Annotated in this window: 18 protein-coding genes; all 18 read left to right on the forward strand. The window is 43.3% G+C overall.

The genetic code is table 11. The features are described from left to right. The first annotated feature begins 103 nt into the window (after positions 1–103). The 18 genes from GNIT_RS01545 to GNIT_RS01635 all read left to right on the forward strand — a co-directional run bounded on the left by GNIT_RS01545 (position 104) and on the right by GNIT_RS01635 (position 16,944). Positions 104–1,459 (forward strand): MFS transporter, encoded by a 1,356-nt coding sequence (locus GNIT_RS01545; protein ID WP_014107362.1) that lies wholly within the window; start codon positions 104–106, stop codon positions 1,457–1,459. A gap of 240 nt (positions 1,460–1,699) precedes the next feature. After that, positions 1,700–2,263, forward strand: a complete 564-nt coding sequence (ssb, locus tag GNIT_RS01550; protein ID WP_014107363.1) for a single-stranded DNA-binding protein — start codon at positions 1,700–1,702, stop codon at positions 2,261–2,263. An 891-nt stretch (positions 2,264–3,154) separates the two neighbouring features. Then, positions 3,155–4,147: a type IV pilus biogenesis protein PilM gene (gene pilM, locus GNIT_RS01560; RefSeq protein WP_014107364.1), complete on the forward strand. Its 993-nt coding sequence runs from the start codon at positions 3,155–3,157 to the stop codon at positions 4,145–4,147. Continuing rightward, positions 4,144–4,758 carry a PilN domain-containing protein gene (locus tag GNIT_RS01565; RefSeq protein ID WP_014107365.1) on the forward strand — a complete coding sequence of 205 codons (615 nt, stop codon included), beginning with the start codon at positions 4,144–4,146 and terminating at the stop codon, positions 4,756–4,758. The genes pilM and GNIT_RS01565 overlap by 4 nt, the downstream gene beginning before the upstream one ends. Continuing rightward, positions 4,751–5,434 (forward strand): hypothetical protein, encoded by a 684-nt coding sequence (locus tag GNIT_RS01570; RefSeq protein WP_014107366.1) that lies wholly within the window; start codon positions 4,751–4,753, stop codon positions 5,432–5,434. Before GNIT_RS01565 ends, GNIT_RS01570 begins: the two co-directional genes overlap by 8 nt. Beyond that, entirely contained in the window at positions 5,424–5,828 is a 405-nt protein-coding gene (locus tag GNIT_RS01575; RefSeq protein ID WP_148261676.1) for a hypothetical protein, read from the forward strand. The genes GNIT_RS01570 and GNIT_RS01575 overlap by 11 nt, the downstream gene beginning before the upstream one ends. Beyond that, a complete protein-coding gene (gene mshL, locus GNIT_RS01580) occupies positions 5,821–7,494 on the forward strand; it encodes a pilus (MSHA type) biogenesis protein MshL (protein WP_014107368.1) in 1,674 nt (557 codons plus the stop codon). The genes GNIT_RS01575 and mshL overlap by 8 nt, the downstream gene beginning before the upstream one ends. A 2-nt stretch (positions 7,495–7,496) precedes the next feature. Further along, positions 7,497–8,435, forward strand: coding sequence for an ExeA family protein (locus tag GNIT_RS01585; protein WP_014107369.1), 939 nt, complete (start codon positions 7,497–7,499; stop codon positions 8,433–8,435). Continuing rightward, positions 8,432–9,652 (forward strand): tetratricopeptide repeat protein, encoded by a 1,221-nt coding sequence (locus tag GNIT_RS01590; RefSeq protein ID WP_014107370.1) that lies wholly within the window; start codon positions 8,432–8,434, stop codon positions 9,650–9,652. Before GNIT_RS01585 ends, GNIT_RS01590 begins: the two co-directional genes overlap by 4 nt. Positions 9,653–9,655: 3 nt before the next feature. Beyond that, positions 9,656–11,488, forward strand: a complete 1,833-nt coding sequence (locus GNIT_RS01595; RefSeq protein WP_014107371.1) for a GspE/PulE family protein — start codon at positions 9,656–9,658, stop codon at positions 11,486–11,488. After that, on the forward strand, positions 11,488–12,714 hold the full coding sequence (locus tag GNIT_RS01600; protein ID WP_014107372.1) for a type II secretion system F family protein: 1,227 nt from the start codon (positions 11,488–11,490) through the stop codon (positions 12,712–12,714). The genes GNIT_RS01595 and GNIT_RS01600 overlap by 1 nt, the downstream gene beginning before the upstream one ends. Then, entirely contained in the window at positions 12,714–13,211 is a 498-nt protein-coding gene (locus tag GNIT_RS01605; protein ID WP_014107373.1) for a hypothetical protein, read from the forward strand. The genes GNIT_RS01600 and GNIT_RS01605 overlap by 1 nt, the downstream gene beginning before the upstream one ends. Before the next feature lie 29 nt (positions 13,212–13,240). Beyond that, positions 13,241–13,846 carry a pilus assembly FimT family protein gene (locus GNIT_RS01610; RefSeq protein WP_014107374.1) on the forward strand — a complete coding sequence of 202 codons (606 nt, stop codon included), beginning with the start codon at positions 13,241–13,243 and terminating at the stop codon, positions 13,844–13,846. Positions 13,847–13,925: 79 nt separating this feature from the next. Continuing rightward, positions 13,926–14,411 (forward strand): prepilin-type N-terminal cleavage/methylation domain-containing protein, encoded by a 486-nt coding sequence (locus tag GNIT_RS01615; protein WP_014107375.1) that lies wholly within the window; start codon positions 13,926–13,928, stop codon positions 14,409–14,411. A gap of 24 nt (positions 14,412–14,435) precedes the next feature. Further along, positions 14,436–14,993 carry a type II secretion system protein gene (locus GNIT_RS01620; RefSeq protein ID WP_014107376.1) on the forward strand — a complete coding sequence of 186 codons (558 nt, stop codon included), beginning with the start codon at positions 14,436–14,438 and terminating at the stop codon, positions 14,991–14,993. After that, on the forward strand, positions 14,983–15,573 hold the full coding sequence (locus GNIT_RS01625; RefSeq protein WP_014107377.1) for a type IV pilus modification PilV family protein: 591 nt from the start codon (positions 14,983–14,985) through the stop codon (positions 15,571–15,573). The genes GNIT_RS01620 and GNIT_RS01625 overlap by 11 nt, the downstream gene beginning before the upstream one ends. Beyond that, positions 15,573–16,445, forward strand: coding sequence for a PulJ/GspJ family protein (locus tag GNIT_RS01630; RefSeq protein WP_014107378.1), 873 nt, complete (start codon positions 15,573–15,575; stop codon positions 16,443–16,445). The genes GNIT_RS01625 and GNIT_RS01630 overlap by 1 nt, the downstream gene beginning before the upstream one ends. A 61-nt stretch (positions 16,446–16,506) precedes the next feature. Beyond that, on the forward strand, positions 16,507–16,944 hold the full coding sequence (locus tag GNIT_RS01635; RefSeq protein ID WP_174268975.1) for a type II secretory pathway component: 438 nt from the start codon (positions 16,507–16,509) through the stop codon (positions 16,942–16,944). The last annotated feature ends 50 nt before the right edge of the window (positions 16,945–16,994 follow it).

The following is a 16,994-nucleotide window of genomic DNA, read 5'->3' on the forward strand; positions in this document are numbered from 1 at the left end:
TACGGTGATGAGTCAATCAGATTCTTATGCTAATATTGCACGCCTTCGTTATGTTCTGCGCAATGCAGATTGATTATTATCTACCAATGGAAATAACAATAAGTTGAACCCACAAGAAACACGTGCAGCCATTAGCTTAGCCTTAGTCTACGTTTTGCGTATGCTTGGCTTATTTATGGTTATTCCAGTTTTAGCAATTGCGGCTGTAGAGTATCCAGATTATTCACCCCTTTTAGTTGGCTTAGCTATTGGCGGCTACGGATTAACGCAAGCGATACTGCAGATCCCCATGGGCGTCTTGTCTGATAAGTGGGGACGAAAGCCTGTTATTTATATGGGGCTTTGTTTCTTTGCGATTGGCAGCCTAATTGCTGCTAATGCAGATACCATGACCATGCTCACGGTAGGACGAATTTTGCAAGGTGCGGGCGCGATTGCCGGTGCTGTAATAGCCTTGGCAGCTGACGTCACGCGTGAATCAGAGCGTGCAAAAGTAATGGCGATTATAGGTGTTTCCATTGGTTTTTCATTTTATGTAGCCTTGTTAACCGGCCCAATAATTGCTGGATACTATGGCATTCAGGGGATTTTTTGGATTACGGCAATACTGACTCTTTGTTGTCTACCCTTGGTGAAGTTTGGCGTGCCTAATCCTGAAGCAAGCAGCCCATCTGGCGATGCACTGCCGCAATTGAGTCAATTAAAAAACCTTGCCAAAGACCCGAGTCTTTGGCGTTTAAATGCAAGCGTGTTGACGGTTCACTTGCTGATCACTTGTTTTTTCGTGCAAGTTCCGACCTTGCTTACTCAGGCTAGTTTTGGTCTTGATGAACATTGGAAAATTTATACGCCAATTTTGTTCATTTCGATATTGATTTTAGTTGTTCTAATGAAAGTGTGTAAGCCCCTGCAAACATCAACGTCCTTCATTATATCACTAGCACTAATGGCATCAGGGTTCGGGCTACTGCTGTTACCAGAAGTGAACTGGCTCATCATTATCGTTGCTGGTACTTTATTTTTTGGCGGCTTCAACTATATGGAGGCGCATATGCCGGTGATGGTTTCGAGCATAGCCCCTGCTGGCAAAAAAGGCAGCGCGATGGGGATTTATGCTAGTTGCCAATTTTTTGGTGCGTTTCTAGGCGGACTTATATCTGGCTTGCTGACGGGATGGTTGGGTCCTAAACTCGCTTTAATGGCTTGCTTAGTTTTCATCGCTGTTGCTATGTACATGGCTTTGGGATTGCAACAAGCGACGAAAATTAAAAGAGTCACACTCGCAATTCAAAACTTAGGCGGTGATAAACTGGCAGCAAATAAAATACAGTTGGAAAGTGATTTTGCTAAACTTGACGGCGTACAGGAAGTATTTGTCGATGTAGAAAAAAATGCAGTGTATTTAAAAGTCGACAGCAAGGGCTTCGACATAGAAAAAGCTAACGCATTGATTAGCTAGGGAAGAATTCAAACAAGGCAAAACCTGTACTCGATCCAAAGAATAGATTATCTCAAAATTGGGCGAATTGGGTGTGCAATACATCAAATACAATAGTATATTAGTCACCAGAATATTGACGTCATCATTGCGCCTGTATAATGCACAATACTATTATCAATTTGCATATTAGTTTAAGCATCCGGTGCTAATGAATTCGACTATTAAAACAATTTAAAAGTGTAAAAAACAGGAGTTAGCATGGCCTCTAGAGGTGTGAATAAAGTAATCTTAGTTGGCAATTTAGGCAACGATCCCGAAGTTCGTTACATGCCTAATGGTAACGCCGTTGCCAATTTGAGTATCGCCACTAGTGAAAGTTGGAAAGATCAACAGGGTCAACTTCAAGAAAAAACAGAATGGCACAAAGTAACTATGTACCGTCGTTTGGCAGAAATTGCGGGTGAGTATTTGAAAAAAGGCTCGCAAATTTACTTGGAAGGTAAATTGCAAACTCGCAAATGGCAGGACCAACAAGGTAACGATCGTTACACAACAGAAGTCATTGCTGACCAGCTACAGATGTTAGGCGGCCGTAATGAAAGTGGCGGTGGTCAAGGTGGCGGCGGCCAAGGCGGCGGTTATCAGCAGTCTCCACAAGGCGGCCAAAATAATCAAGGCGGCTATCAGCAAGGCGGCGGACAGCAGGGCGGTGGATACAAGCCAGCACAGCAGTCACCGCAAAAGTCTCCTCAGCAGGCACCGCAAAAAGCGCCGCCAATGGCAGAGCCTGACTTTGATTTCGATGATGACATTCCTTTCTAATTTCTGATCTGAAACAAAAATAGCCAAAAGCCCAGCACAAGCGCTGGGCTTTTTAGTATCTAGAGTGCAGAAACAAATCAAGGGGCCAGAGCTCTTGAAATTCAAGAACTCTGGCCCCTTGAAGTTCTTGAGTTTGCAGCAGCAGGGTGGAGGTGCTTGATGTTTTAAATCAGCTTAAAGCTGATGCTTTTACTCATAGTTGCGTCATTTGCGACTTGTCTACTGTGGATTGAATATGTCGAATTAGGGCTTGGCATATGCAGGCTTTTACCGCAGTTAACTAACTTAAAGACGCCATTCTTTATTGTATTTTGCGTTTTTTTGCCAAAACAAGCGTCACTCTATGCTCATGTCGCTGACATGGCTAAATTGTCTAATATAGAGCGCGTTGACCCGACTTTTGCGTCCTTTTCGCGCTAATCACATTGTTCTTCTTTAATTTGAATGGCAGCTAAGAAAAACCTCTTACCACTTATGGAATCTTGGTATTGGCGTTGATTTCTTAAATAATATTTTCCATTTTTTCCTAGAGATGCGTGATTTTTGTCTCTTTATTACACGCATCATTGGGCATAAAAAACCGTTAAATATATCGTTCAAAGCCTCCTAAACACTGGCTTTAGGTCTACTAGAAGCTAACAGTATAATGAATAATACGTATGACTTGCGCATTATGTGGTTCGTTTTCGCATACCTAATCACTAAAACCGATCACATACAATCGTTTGGTATTAAAAGCGCGTGATAGGTTAAGAGAATTTTTTCAAAGTCGATAAAACACAGAGAACGCAAACTCAACGTGATATGTGCAACAACATACTTATCGTTATTGAAACACTTCGTTGACTAAATCTTTTCATAGCGAAAACAACCAATAGGCACAAATTACTTATGCGTTTGAGTTGGCGACAACTTGTAAAGTCAAAATTAAAAGGGAAGTCATCGTACTTTTCTATCGGCATCGCTTTTTCTGGTGAAAGTGTGCTCTTGTGCGCTTTGCAAAAGAAGGGTGATGAACTGCAGTGGGTGTTGGATGCAAGTTTTAGTCACTCCAATTGGCAAGGTCAACTGGCTGACTATGTACAGCGTCATAAATTAGCCAACACTGATTGCTATGTTTCGCTGACATCACACTGGTATCAGTTGTTGCAGATTGAGAAACCCAAAGTGCCGGAAGAAGAAGTATATGCCGCACTTGGCTGGCCACTTAAAGATTTGCTTCCGCCAAACACAGAATACGTTTACGACTATTTGAGTCCTCCAGCGCAAGTAGCAGGCCAGTCTAAGCTTAGCGTTGTTGCTATTCCACACAAAGATATTACGAATATAAGCAAGGGTATCTACGACGCTGACCTCACTTTAAAAATCATTTCGATTGAAGAAACCGCTACCGTTGAACTAACACCAAAATCAGACGATGCAGTGATCAGTTTAGTGCAGGAGCACGGTGAAGAAATCGTGTTGAACATTGTAAAAAATAATGAGTTGTACTTTACGCGCCGTCTTAAAGGTTTTGAAAACCTAGGAAGCTACAGTGAAAACGAGCTTTCAATGGGAATCACTGAATCTCTGTGTGTGCAAATACAGCGTTCTATGGACTATTTCGAAAGCCAATTAAGACAATCTCCGGTACGCAAAGTGTTACTTAAGTTAGATACTGCATTAACAGAGCAGCTTGCTATTCAGATTCAAGAGAATATGGGCTTGCCCGTTTGTCCATTTGAACCAGAGATAAGCTGTGGCTCTGGCTTCAACTTTAAAATGGCAAGCTTTTCTTGTTTAGGCGCGGCTTATGTTAAGCAATCTATGCTGGTTGAGCAAAAAAATCGCAAACAAGACGAGACTGATAGCAGTAATCTGAAAAGTGCAGAGGTGGCTTCATGAACAGCCGCATTAATCTTTATCGTGATGAGTTTAAGCCGCAGTTCGTTTGGGTTTCTGCAACCAACGCCATTGTTTTTAGTGTCCTCACTCTATTGCTGATGGGAGGTACGTACTTTGCTGTTTGGGAAAGTCAGCAATCAAGCGCGCAAGAACTGGCACAGATACAAACTGATATCGCTACGAAAGAACGTCAGCTTGCTGAACTAACCAAGCAATTGACGGATCGTCAAAAAAATCCGGTTCTGTTGTCGAAGTTGGAAACACAAAAATTTAGACTGTCGACAGCGAAAGATCTTGCCGACAAATTATCTAACTTAAGCAAGCTACAAGAAAAGCCATTTTCAACTGCCTTAACTTCATTCGCTGAGATTAACAACAGCAGCGTGTGGTTAACCTCATTTAAAATTAATGACAAGAACATCGAAATACAGGGCAATATTAATGAACCGGGAGCGTTACCCTCATGGTTAAAATCGATTGGGAAAACTAGCTTCTTTAACAACCGTGATTTTCGAGCTGCAACAGTATTTAGAACAGAAGGCCAGCTAGGCTTCAAGATTGAAAGCCAGGCGGCCCAGATAGAAGAAGCCCGAGGAGAAACCAATGAGTAACTTCACGGATAAGCTCGAAGCTAAGTTCAGTTCAATTTCGGTTCGTGAACAAAAACTGGTGTTCTATGCAGTGCCGCTAGTAATTTGTTTAGTCTTCATTCTAGGTTTTATTGAGCCTGCTATAACGCAGACAATTGAAACTCGCGGTAAAATTTCTGTGCAAAAGCTTCGTCTTGTGAACGGATCCAATAGCGTGGACTTAGTGCAAGCGCAACTGAATGTTGATCCTGACGTTGCATTAAACAATCAAATCGCTGACGTCAATCAGCAAATTAAGAGTTTGGAAAGACAATTTTCAGAAGAGCTTGAACAATTAGTGCCGCCTTATGCAATGCCTTTAGTGCTTGAGCAATTATTTGCTAACGCAAAAAAACTCAAACTAATGAGTATGGCTTCTATACCGCCTACCAATATATTCAAAGATGATGCGGATTCGACAAGTTCAGAAAATCCTATAACGAATGCTATTGGACCAGAATTATTTAAACATGGTTTAAAAATTAGTTTCGAAGGTTCGTTTTTTGATACGCGTGATTTCTTAATGTCAGCCGAGCAAATGGGTTGGAAGCTGCATTGGCACGAAATCGAGTTTGCAGTCAGTGAATATCCAAGAGCACAAGTTGACATTGAATTGTTTACGTTGAGCAGAAGCGAGGCATATATCAATGTTAACTAATAGATTTAATGGATTTTTTCAGACAGCGAAGCAGTTCGTCCTACTATGCATCGTGTTATTCGGCGTGTTTTTCAGCATATCAGGAGCAACGCTCGCTAACACGCTGACTGATCCTACGCGTCCTCCTGGTCAAAGCAGAGACGCTAGTGTCACCAACGAGCTAAATAATAATGCAGCAGTGACCATCACCGCGGTGTTGAAAAAGAATCAAGTATCTTACGCCGTAATTAATGGTAGCTGGCTAAAAAAAGGCGAGAAAATCGGCGTATGGCGCATTACTGATATAACCAATGCTGGCGTGTTTTTGAAGAATGAGAATGAACCAGAGGCAATCCCTCTAAGGTTTTTGGTAAATGAGAAAAGTGATTTTAAGAAGCAGACAAATAATGAATAATTTACGTATCTGCAAAGCATTAAGTCTTTGTTTTATTGCCGTTTCAATGGCCGGTTGTCAAGTGCCTGTGAACAGTCATGTTGAAAAATCACTTGCCAAGGAGCTTGACGCTCAGATGCAATTGCCTGAGCCTCAACCGGCCCCAGAATTGGAAGCAGCAGTTTCTGATTATTTGCTTGCTGGCGAAATAACTACGCCAAGCGATACTCTGTTTACGGCAGATAAGTACGATATCAACGCAAGACAGATTGATGCAGTGAGCTTTTTTGCAGGATTGGTAAAAGACACCCCTTTTTCAGTTGCGATCCATCCGGGCGTAACGGGTCTTATTTCTCTTGATCTTAAGCAAGTTGACCTAGACACTATTTTTGACCTAGTTTCTGACCTTTACGGATTCCATATCGACCGCACTGGTAACGTTTATAAAGTGTTCCCTGCAGGCATGCGCACCGAAACCTTCTCTGTAAATTACTTATTGATGAAACGCGATGGAAGTACGCAAACCAGCATCATCTCTGGTGGTGTTTCTGAAAATGCGAGCAATAACAACGGCAGAAATAATAACAATGGTGGTGCAAATAATTTCAGTGGAAATTCACAGGTAAACAACAATCAGGGCGGCAGTAATATCGGCAACGGTAACGGCTCGAACGGCACTTCAATTTCTACACGCACTGAAACCGACTTCTGGAAAAACCTAGAAACCAGTTTAAAAGAAATGTTGGGCAATGAAGAGGGGCGTTCTGTCATGGTATCCCCGCAAGCGGGTTTAGTGTCAGTACGAGCATTGCCAAGCGAATTGAAGACGATTGGTAATTTCCTCAATAGGTCCGAAGAAAGCTTACAGCGCCAGGTCATCATTGAAGCACGTATATTGGAAGTGATACTAGATGATGAGTATCAACAAGGCATTAATTGGACTCAAGTGTTGTCGCATGCGGGCAGCACGGATCTTACTTTTGCTACTTCCGCTGGTAATTTTGCAAACGATATTACTGCGTCTCTTGGCGGCATTACGAGTCTGTCATTTTTGAATAAAGATTTCAGTGGTGTTCTCAATCTGTTGGACACTCAGGGCAATGTGCAGGTGCTTTCAAGCCCCCGCGTTACTGCTATCAACAATCAAAAGGCGGTAATAAAAGTAGGTAATGACGAATACTTTGTAACGGATGTATCTACCTCAAATACGATCACGTCTAGCTCAACGTCAGTGACACCAGATATTGGTTTAACACCTTTCTTTAGCGGTATTGCGCTTGACGTAACGCCGCAGATAGATGCCAACGGTAGCATTCTACTGCACATTCACCCTTCGGTTATTGAAACAGAAGAGCAAGAAAAAGTAATAACCCTGAATGAAGAGCAATACATTTTACCGCTAGCGCAAAGCACTATTCGTGAGTCAGACACAATTATTCGCGCAATGTCGGGTGAAATTGTGGTCATTGGTGGGTTGATGCAGTCAATCATTACGACCGAAAACTCTCAAACACCGCTGCTAGGCGATATTCCAATTCTGGGTAACTTGTTCAAAAGTAAGCGTGAGAAAGAAACTAAGAAAGAGCTCATTATTTTACTGAAGCCAACAATTGTTGGTAAAAATACAATGCGCGAGCAAATTGAAACCAGTCGTGCGCAAATGGCCGATTGGTTGTACGTGGAGTAATCATGTATTTATATCACTTTGGGATTAGAGAATTACCTTTTACGCTCACACCAAATACGAGTTATTACTTCGGTTTGCCGAGTCATAAAGAGGCGATCCAAGTCTTATCTACCGCACTCATGAGCGGCGAAGGCTTTATCAAAGTGACAGGAGAAGTTGGTGCGGGCAAAACGCTGATTTGCAGAAAGTTACTCAATGAACTACCTGATGGCTTTGTGACTGCCTACATTCCAAATCCTTATTTGTCACCCGCGGAGTTACGTCGCTCAGTTGCGGCGGAGCTAAATGTCGATTTACCAGAAGGTACCGATACGCAAGAATTCACTCAATTGATTCAGCAGCGTCTTGTTGAAATTCATAAGCAGCACAAGAATGCGGTTCTTATCATTGACGAAGCACAAGCCTTGCCAGATGAAAGCATTGAAGCTTTGCGTCTAATGACAAACTTAGAAACTGAGTCACAAAAACTGCTGCAAGTCGTTTTATTTGGACAACCTGAATTGGATGAAAAACTGAGACAGCCTAAGCTGCGTCAGCTGCTGCAGCGCATAACGTTTTCTTACAAGTTGAAACTGATGGATGCAGATCAGCTCTATCAATACGTTCGTCATAGAATGGCTGTTGCCGGCTATCGCATTGAGGGTTTATTTGATGAAGCGTGCTGTGAACTATTACACAAGGCGAGTGGCGGAACACCGAGAATTGTTAACGTGCTCTGCCACAAATCACTTATGCTAGCATATGGTGAAGGCGTACAAAAAATTACGCCTCAGCATGTGAAAGCGGCGATAGATGATACTGAAGCTGCCATTCCGATTAACAAAAAGAAACGCTGGGCTTGGGTGCCCACTTCATTGTTTGCGGCAGCCTCTGTTTTGGCGTTGGCGATTACCAGTATCCATATGAACTTTGATTTTCTTGGTTCGGGTTGGATTAAATGAGTGTCGTAAACAAAATGCTCAAAGATTTAGAGCAACGCGACAAACAATCAGTTTACGAGGCTGATTACGTGCCTGTTGAATCACAGGGCGCAAAATCACGAAAATTGTTGGTTGGCGTTTTGGTATTAGTTGTCGCATCAGGCGCCGCGACGCGGTTGCTATTACCCAACGACATTGCTAGCAAAAGTATTGAAGCGAAAGTGCAGGCACAGGCACCGACACCTTCAACGGCCACTATCTTGCCCGCTGCTGGTTCTAAAGCGGATGGGGTTAACCAATTTCAGCAGACAATAACGGAACAACAGCAGGCTCAAATTATGTTGAGTGAGCTTGATCAGGCAACCCTTAATAGTTTAGAAAATGCCAAGCAAGCTGAAGCGGCAACTGTTGTAGCAGAGGCGAAACTAGCCGAAGTGAACAAAGAGTTAGCGCAAAAAGTTCAGCAAGTTGCAGTAAAAAGAGCTGGATTACAGCAAGCTCAGCAGCAGGAAAGTACGCAAAGTGCGAGTGTGAACAATGCCAATGTCGTCGACTATGCAGAAATCGAGCAGACGGACACAGCACCGACAGAAATAGCGCAGACAGAAACAAAACAGATAGAGGCCGACGAACCTGTTTTCAACGTTTCTTCCAGCAATAAGAGCGCATCCACGCATCGAATGATAGAGCAGCGCATTCAGCTGTCACTCAAAAATGGTGATACTGCGTCAGCACTTAAAGATCTGAACAACTTACTTGCTTTAGAGCCAAGAAATGCGAGTGCAAGAAAGCGCTTATCAAGTCTTGAGTTTGCGCAGGGTAACCCGAAAAGAGCCGCTTTTTTACTCGACCAAGGTATCAAACTATCGCCAAACGACAGCAGCATGCGATTGATGCTGGCGCGCCTATTATTCCGTGAAAACCGGAATGCACAAGCACTTGCGATACTCAACGATCATCCTAAAAGCGTTATCGCAGACAATGATTTGCTTAGCTTTCGTGCGGCACTCGCTGAAAAGCAAAAAGACTACGCAACATCTTTAGAAGATTATGCAGTTTTACTGCAGCGCCAGCCGGGCAATGCGCGTTGGATGTTGGGATTAGCCATAAGCCAAGACAAACAAAAAATGATTGAACAAGCCGTTATTACTTATAAGAAAGTTAAATCATTGAATCAGTTATCAGCACAGGTTGTTAGTTTTGTTGATGGACGCTTAGCAGCCTTGGTGGGGTCATAAAATATGAAAATTCGATTAGGTGACTTGTTAGTCCAAAATAACTTAATTAATGATGAACAGCTCAAAACCGCGCTATCAGAGCAACGGCAGTCAGGACGTAAATTGGGCGCAACCCTAATTGCATTGAACATGGTGACAGAAGACCAACTTCTTGAGCTATTGTCGACTCATTTAAATGTGCCATTAATTAAAATTGATGATTACCGCGTTGATCCTGAAGCAGTCAAGCTGCTGCCAGAAATTCAGGCTCGGCGATATCGAGCATTAGTGCTCGACGATAAGGGTGACAAGCTGCTTGTGGGAATGAGCGATCCTGGCGATATCAATGCAGTTGACGACCTCAGTAACAGGCTACCGAAGCCAATTGAAATTGCGGTTGTCAGCGAAACCCAACTGTTTGCTGCTTACGAAAACTTCTATCGTAAAACGGAAGAAATAGCGTCATTTGCGCAAGAGCTAGCGGAAGAGTACGACGACTCGCAAGACTTCGAACTCAATATGGGCGTTGACGGCGAACAAGAAACTGCGGTAGCAAAACTGCTGCAGTCGATATTTGAAGACGCGGTAATGGCCAAAGCTTCCGATATTCACATTGAGCCTGAAGAAAAGCAACTGCGCATTCGCCAGCGCGTGGATGGACAACTGCAGGAAACCATCATTCCAGAGCGTAACATTGCCGCAGCACTGGTACTGAGACTGAAGCTAATGTCTGGCTTGGATATTTCAGAGAAACGTTTACCACAAGATGGTCGCGCGCAAATTAAAATTAAAGGTCGAGTGATTGATGTTCGTGTCTCTACTATGCCTGTGCAAGCTGGCGAGTCGGTGGTGATGCGATTACTTGATCAATCACAAGGCATATTGACGCTTGCCCAAACCGGGATGCCACCGAGCATTGTTAAACGCTACAGAAAGTTATTACAAAGGCCGCACGGCATGATTTTGGTTACGGGCCCTACAGGTTCTGGTAAAACTACGACGCTGTATGGCTCATTGAGTGAGTTAAACAAGCCGCAATCAAAAATCATTACGGTTGAGGATCCGGTTGAATATCGCTTGCCGAGGATTAACCAAGTACAGGTAAATCATAAAATTGATCTAACCTTCTCACAAGTACTTAGAACCACGCTACGTCAAGACCCTGATATCATCATGGTGGGCGAAATGCGAGACAAAGAAACGGTTGAAATAGGCCTTCGAGGCGCACTAACCGGTCACTTGGTGCTTTCTACTTTGCACACCAATGACAGTATCAGCAGTGCTATTCGTCTGCTAGATATGGGTGCACCAGGTTACCTCGTGGCTAGTTCACTAAGAGCAATTATAGCGCAGCGACTGGTGCGCCGCATTTGTGACAACTGTGTAGTGGACGAAGAAGTGTCGAGCGAAGCGTATTTTTGGTTGAAAACGCTCAATGAAGATATTTCAGACATCACATTCAAAAAGGGCAAAGGGTGCCAAAAGTGCAACCATAGCGGTTATCGCGGTCGTGTTGGTGTATTTGAATTATTAGAAATGACCGAAGCAATGATGACTGCGCTGAAAAACAACGATACCAGTGCGTTTTCTGAAGCCGCGCGGGTTAGTCCCGATTACAAGCCATTGGCTCACTCGGCTCTGTTATACGCAAAAGAAGGCATCACCAGTATTGATGAAGTATTGAAATTAGTCGAAATGGTGGGTGATGCGCAAGACCAAGAACATACAGAACATACGGTCGAAGATGATGTTCCTGCACTGTTAGTTCCGCAGCCTGAACGTGGACCGTCGACACTGAAAGATAGCTTGGGCTCAGATTTTAGCGGTTCAGGTTTGTCACTGGAGGATGATAGCTAGTGGCTTCATTTGCTTACAAAGGTCGTGAATCCGGTGGGTCGCTGGTAAATGGCACTATTGATGCTATCGATGCGGTGACTGCCGCCAAAATGTTGATGACAAGGAATATTGTTCCTGTCGATATTACAGTGCTAACAAGTAAAGCTAGCAAAAAAGAAGTGTCCAGTGATTTAGGATTGTTCGTTCCGCAGGTCAGTATTGACGATTTGGTCAATTTTGCGCGTCAAATGTATTCATTGGCAAAAGCAGGCATACCGATCATTCGTGCTGTTGCCGGATTGTCGAACACGAATTCAAAGCGCATGCGCCTTGCGTTGACAGACGTCATTGAACAGTTGGAGCGAGGTCGAAATTTATCTTCAGCACTGGCGCAACATCCAAAAATCTTTAATCAACTCTTTGTCAGTGTAGTGCACGTGGGTGAAAATACCGGTCAGTTAGATGCGGCTTTTAAGCAACTTGCTGAGTATCTGCAAAGAGAGCAAGAAACTCGCAAACAGATAAAAGCAGCGACACGCTACCCCATGTTTGTCGTATTTGCCTTGGTTGCTGCCCTCATTGTCATGAACATTTTCGTTATTCCAGTGTTTGCTGGGATGTTCGAAAAGTTTGATGCCGAATTGCCTGGTATGACCTTGTTTTTAATAGGAATGTCTGACTTTTTTATCACCAAGTGGTGGGTCCTAATTATTATCATTATCGTATGTTTTTTCATAACAAGGCGTTATCTCGATACTAAACAAGGGCGCTACAAATGGGATAAATTGAAACTCGAAATACCGTTGGTGGGTTCGATTATAGAACGTTCCTTGCTAGGTCGCTTTGCTCGAAGCTTTTCTATGATGTTAAAAGCGGGTGTGCCATTAACGACAGCGCTGAATTTAGTTGCTGACGCTGTTAGCAATAGTTACATGAGTAAAGCGATTATCGATATGCGTCAGCGCATCGAAAAAGGTGAAGGTTTATCGCGCGTGGCATTAGCCAGCGGATTGTTTACACCCTTGGTCATGCAGATGATTAATGTGGGTGAAGAAACAGGTCGTGTCGACGAGCTGCTGCAGGAAGTTGCTGAGTTTTATGAGCGCGAAGTTGAGTACGACTTAAAGAGTCTGACTTCGAAGATAGAGCCAATTTTAATAGCCATTGTGGCTGCTATGGTGCTGGTATTAGCCTTGGGCATATTCACACCAATGTGGGACATGATGAGCGTGGTGCAAGGCAAGTAATGTCTAGCAAGCTATATCGTCTAATCTGTGTATTCATCGTCATTATGGTGATTGGCACCGGCTTATACAAAAGCCTCTTGGGCAGCAATAGTGAATCGTGGGAAAAAGTTGGTTTTGAAAGTTTGAAAGCGTCGATGCAAAAAGGTTTAGCGATAATCCATTGGCAGTGGCAGTACGAAGGTCGACCAAGTTCTATTTTGTATGAAACGACTCAAGCACAGCGTATTGACCGAATTGAAATTAATGCTGACGGTTGGCCAAATTTAGCAAGGTCACGCGAAGCTTGCCGCGATTTTTTAAATATCTTTGCCGATTCAGTCGTTGTTGAAGTAAGTGGTTTAGAGCTCGATGTTGATATTACGAAGCAGTTGGGCATTAGCGTTGAGTTTTTAGCGCAGCAAGAACTCAACGACTCTGGCGAAGCAGTCGATATATGTCGATATAGCCGGAAAAATCAAGAATTAGAATATCACCTTGGAACAGGCAAGCTGTTTTAAGTACAAATTGAATGAATGTAGGAGAGATTATGGCAACGGGTAACAACATAAAACAACAGGGCTTTACGCTTATAGAGCTGGTCATTGTTGTTGTCATCCTTGGGCTTTTAGCTGCTACAGCGATACCGCGTTTCTTAGATGTACCGAAAGATGCAGAAGACGCAACTGTTGAAGGTGTTGCGGGTGGTTTCGCAACAGGTGTCGGTTTAGCGCGAGCACAGTGGGAAATTGAAGGTAGACCACAGGACAACAACGGCAACAATCTAAGCTTTGTCACCATTGAAGGTATTTTAATTGGGATTGACAGCGATACGGGTTATCCAACCGGTCAGCTCAACAACGATTCAAGCACCGAAGATGACAGCATGACTCGTCTGGATTGCGAAAGCATCTTTAACTTAATTATGCAAAGTGCACCAACGATTACGTCAACGTGGAGTGCACAAGCAGTAGAAGATTTTCGATACTTCACTAATGTGAACGAGAATGCAGGAACTGGCGGTAATGATGTTTGTCATTATTACCTGACTAGAACCATTAAGAACAACACTAATGAGCCGACCACCACTAGTTCAGGCAATGGCTTTGTATACGACCCAAGGATTGGTCAGGTGATTGTGTTTAGTAATAACTAATTGATTAGGTAGTGCTGAATATTAACAACGATTTTTAATCTTTAAATTTAATAGAAATATCCATTTCGAAGGAAGTATTATGAAAAACCAAATGAACAAACAGAAAGGCTTTACACTAATCGAGTTAATCATCGTTATCGTAATCCTTGGTATCTTGGCAGTAACCGCGGCTCCACGTTTTATTGATTTGCAGTCTGATGCTAAAGCGTCAACGCTTGATGGTGTTAAAGCTGCGCTTCAAGGAGCATCGCAATTGGTTTACGCAAAAGCTGCTATTGCAGGCGTTCAAGGCAGTGCAACTGCGGAGCTTGTTGATATCAATGGTACCGACGTTTCGACAATTAATGGATATCCAAATGCTATCGTAATCACTGACTTTACTGACTTAGCACCATTTTTAGAGCTCGACGGCGCTGAATTTGATTTAGCTAAAACAGCTCCGACAGATGACAATTTTGAGATTTTCTTTGAGGGCAAAGCAGAAACAGACAATTGCTTTATTCGTTATACTAACGCTGGTGCGAATTCCTCACCATTGATCACAGTTATTGCTACTGGCTGTTAATCACGGTTGCAAAACACTCAATAAATGTTTTGGTCATTATCGGTACTCAAACATCAACGAGCTCAAGGCGGGTTTACCCTCCTTGAGCTTATTGTCGTGATGATCATCCTCGGCATTTTAGCAATCTATGCAGTTCCCAAATTTAGCGGCGCTTCCGGCTACTCGGAATATACCTATCAGAACCGATTAATATCCGTATTACGAAACATGCAAGTTAGAGCAATGCAGGATTCACGTCCTTCGTTTTGCCACAGAATCAACTTTATCAGCACAAGCACCCAAGTGGCTTTCGGGCCAGCCTCCACAAATTATTCAGCGGGCAATGAAGCTGCCACTTGCGCAACGTCGATCGACTATAATTCTCCCGAATATCTAAGAACCTCAGCAACCGAAATCCAAGAATCGAGCGTTTCGATGACGGTAGTTGATGGTTCAACAGCAATCAATGCGATCGATTTCAACTCTGTTGGCTCCCCTCAAACGGCAGTATCCAATTGCAGTGCAGGCTGCCGAGTAACATTCACGGGCCAAGCTGCAGCTCAAGTGTGTATTGAATCGGAAGGGTTTATTCATGCTTGTTAATTCACCTATTCAAATTAAGGCTGCGCGTTTTCAATCAACGCCCTTTCAACATGGTTTCACCTTAATTGAACTTGTTGTTGGCATTGTTATATTTGCTGTTGCGATGGTGCTAGTCGTTAGTTTTTTGCAGCCGCAGGTAAGAAAGGGAATTGATCCCATCTGGCAGGTGCGAGCAGCATCGTTGGGCCAATCAATAAGCAATGAAATTTTAGCAAAACCATTTGATCAAAACTCGAATCAGGTAGGTGGCATGGAGCGTTGTAATGAAGCTGTAACCTGCACTGACAGCGGCGCTCTCGGCCCAGATGCTGGCGAAAACCGCGACTCTTACAATGATGTTGATGACTACCATGGTTTAAATGTTAGCGGTGAAGATATCTTTAATTCTCTCGGTTTAAATACCGAGGTTGATGGCACATACATTTACGCCGGCTTCAATGCGCAAGTGAGTGTATTTTACGACCAAAACCTTGACGGTATTGATGACTTAGCAGTAGGTAATAAAAAGCTTATTACCGTCACTATTACAACACCTGGCGGCGAGCGTATCGTGCTAACTAGCGTAAAGGGTAATTTTTAATGATTATCCCAAATTCGACCTTTAAACTGAATCGCGGATTTACCTTAATTGAATTGGTTATGGTGCTGGTGGTGTTAGCGATCGTGTCGGTCGGGCTCACCCGTTTTATCCGTTCTTCAACTCAAATTTTTATTGATACAAGTGAGCGCGAACGTTTATTACGTGAAGGTAGTTTTGCGGTTGAACGCATTAATCGCGAAATATCTGATGCAGTGCCAAATTCAGTTCGATTAACGGGTAATGCAGGCGTGCACTGTTTACAGTTTGTGCCAATCAAATGGAGCACTTTTTACTTAACGCTACCGATGACGCCAAGTTCCGACCGCGAAATGGATGTTTTCGAAATGCAAGATATCGATGGCAACGTATTTACGCCAAACAACGGCAGTGACTACGCATTGGTTTATCCAACTAGTTCGGACGATGTCTATTCAAACACAAGCAACAGACGCCACCTTATTAACTCATGCAGTGATGACGGCGATGGTGATTGTGCAACCGACGATGACGCTGACGGTGTTGTGCAACTTACGCTGAGCGGTGCATTTTCACAAGCAAGTCCAGCAAAGCGCATGTACATTGCCAGTTCTGCGGTGAACTACTGTGTGCGAAATAACGCAATTTATCGGCATGAATCGACTATTTCACCTACTCAAACTACGTTCACAAGCGGTGGGGTATTAATGGCAGAAAACCTAGCCAATGCTCTCAGTGCAGATCCCAATTTCGCCGGTGTAAATAGTCAAAACCCATTCAGAGTTATTGATGCTTCATTGCGTCGAAACGCCTACACACAAACGCAGTTTATTTTTGCCAGAGACAGTGAATATATGACTTTTACACAGGAGATTCATGTTCCTAATGTGCCCTAGTAAAAGTATTAAGGCTATTAAAGCTACTAACGCTAATAAAGCAAGATCATCGCTAACTTACATGAGCAGCGGAGCAAGAAAAGCTGCGCGGCAAAGTGGCAGCATGATAGTGATGGCTTTGTTTGCCATTATTGTTTTAGCGTTGCTGGCCGGCACACTCGTTAATATGCTCAGCACGTCATCAAATTCTGTGTTATTCGAGGTGTATGGTGTGCGTGCAAAAAATGCAGCGCAAGCGGGGATTCAAGAACTAGCCATGACGGCATTTCCTCTGGGAGCAGGACCACAGTTATGTAACCAAGTTATCGTTAATCCAGCAACCTTTGCTTCCATTCCTGGATTTCAATCGTGTCAATTTACAGCAAGGTGCACCACAAGCGATATCAATTTTAATGGCGAAGACTATCGCTATTACCGTTTTTCAAGTACTGGAAGTTGTGGATTTGATGGCGTTGTTGTCAGCCGCACGGTTTCTGTTGATGCGATGCAAGAGAATTAAGTTATGAACGATGTATTGATTTTAGAAAGACACGGTGCAGCGTTGCGCAT

Source organism: Glaciecola nitratireducens FR1064, from assembly GCF_000226565.1.
In the GTDB taxonomy this organism is placed as follows: domain Bacteria; phylum Pseudomonadota; class Gammaproteobacteria; order Enterobacterales; family Alteromonadaceae; genus Glaciecola; species Glaciecola nitratireducens.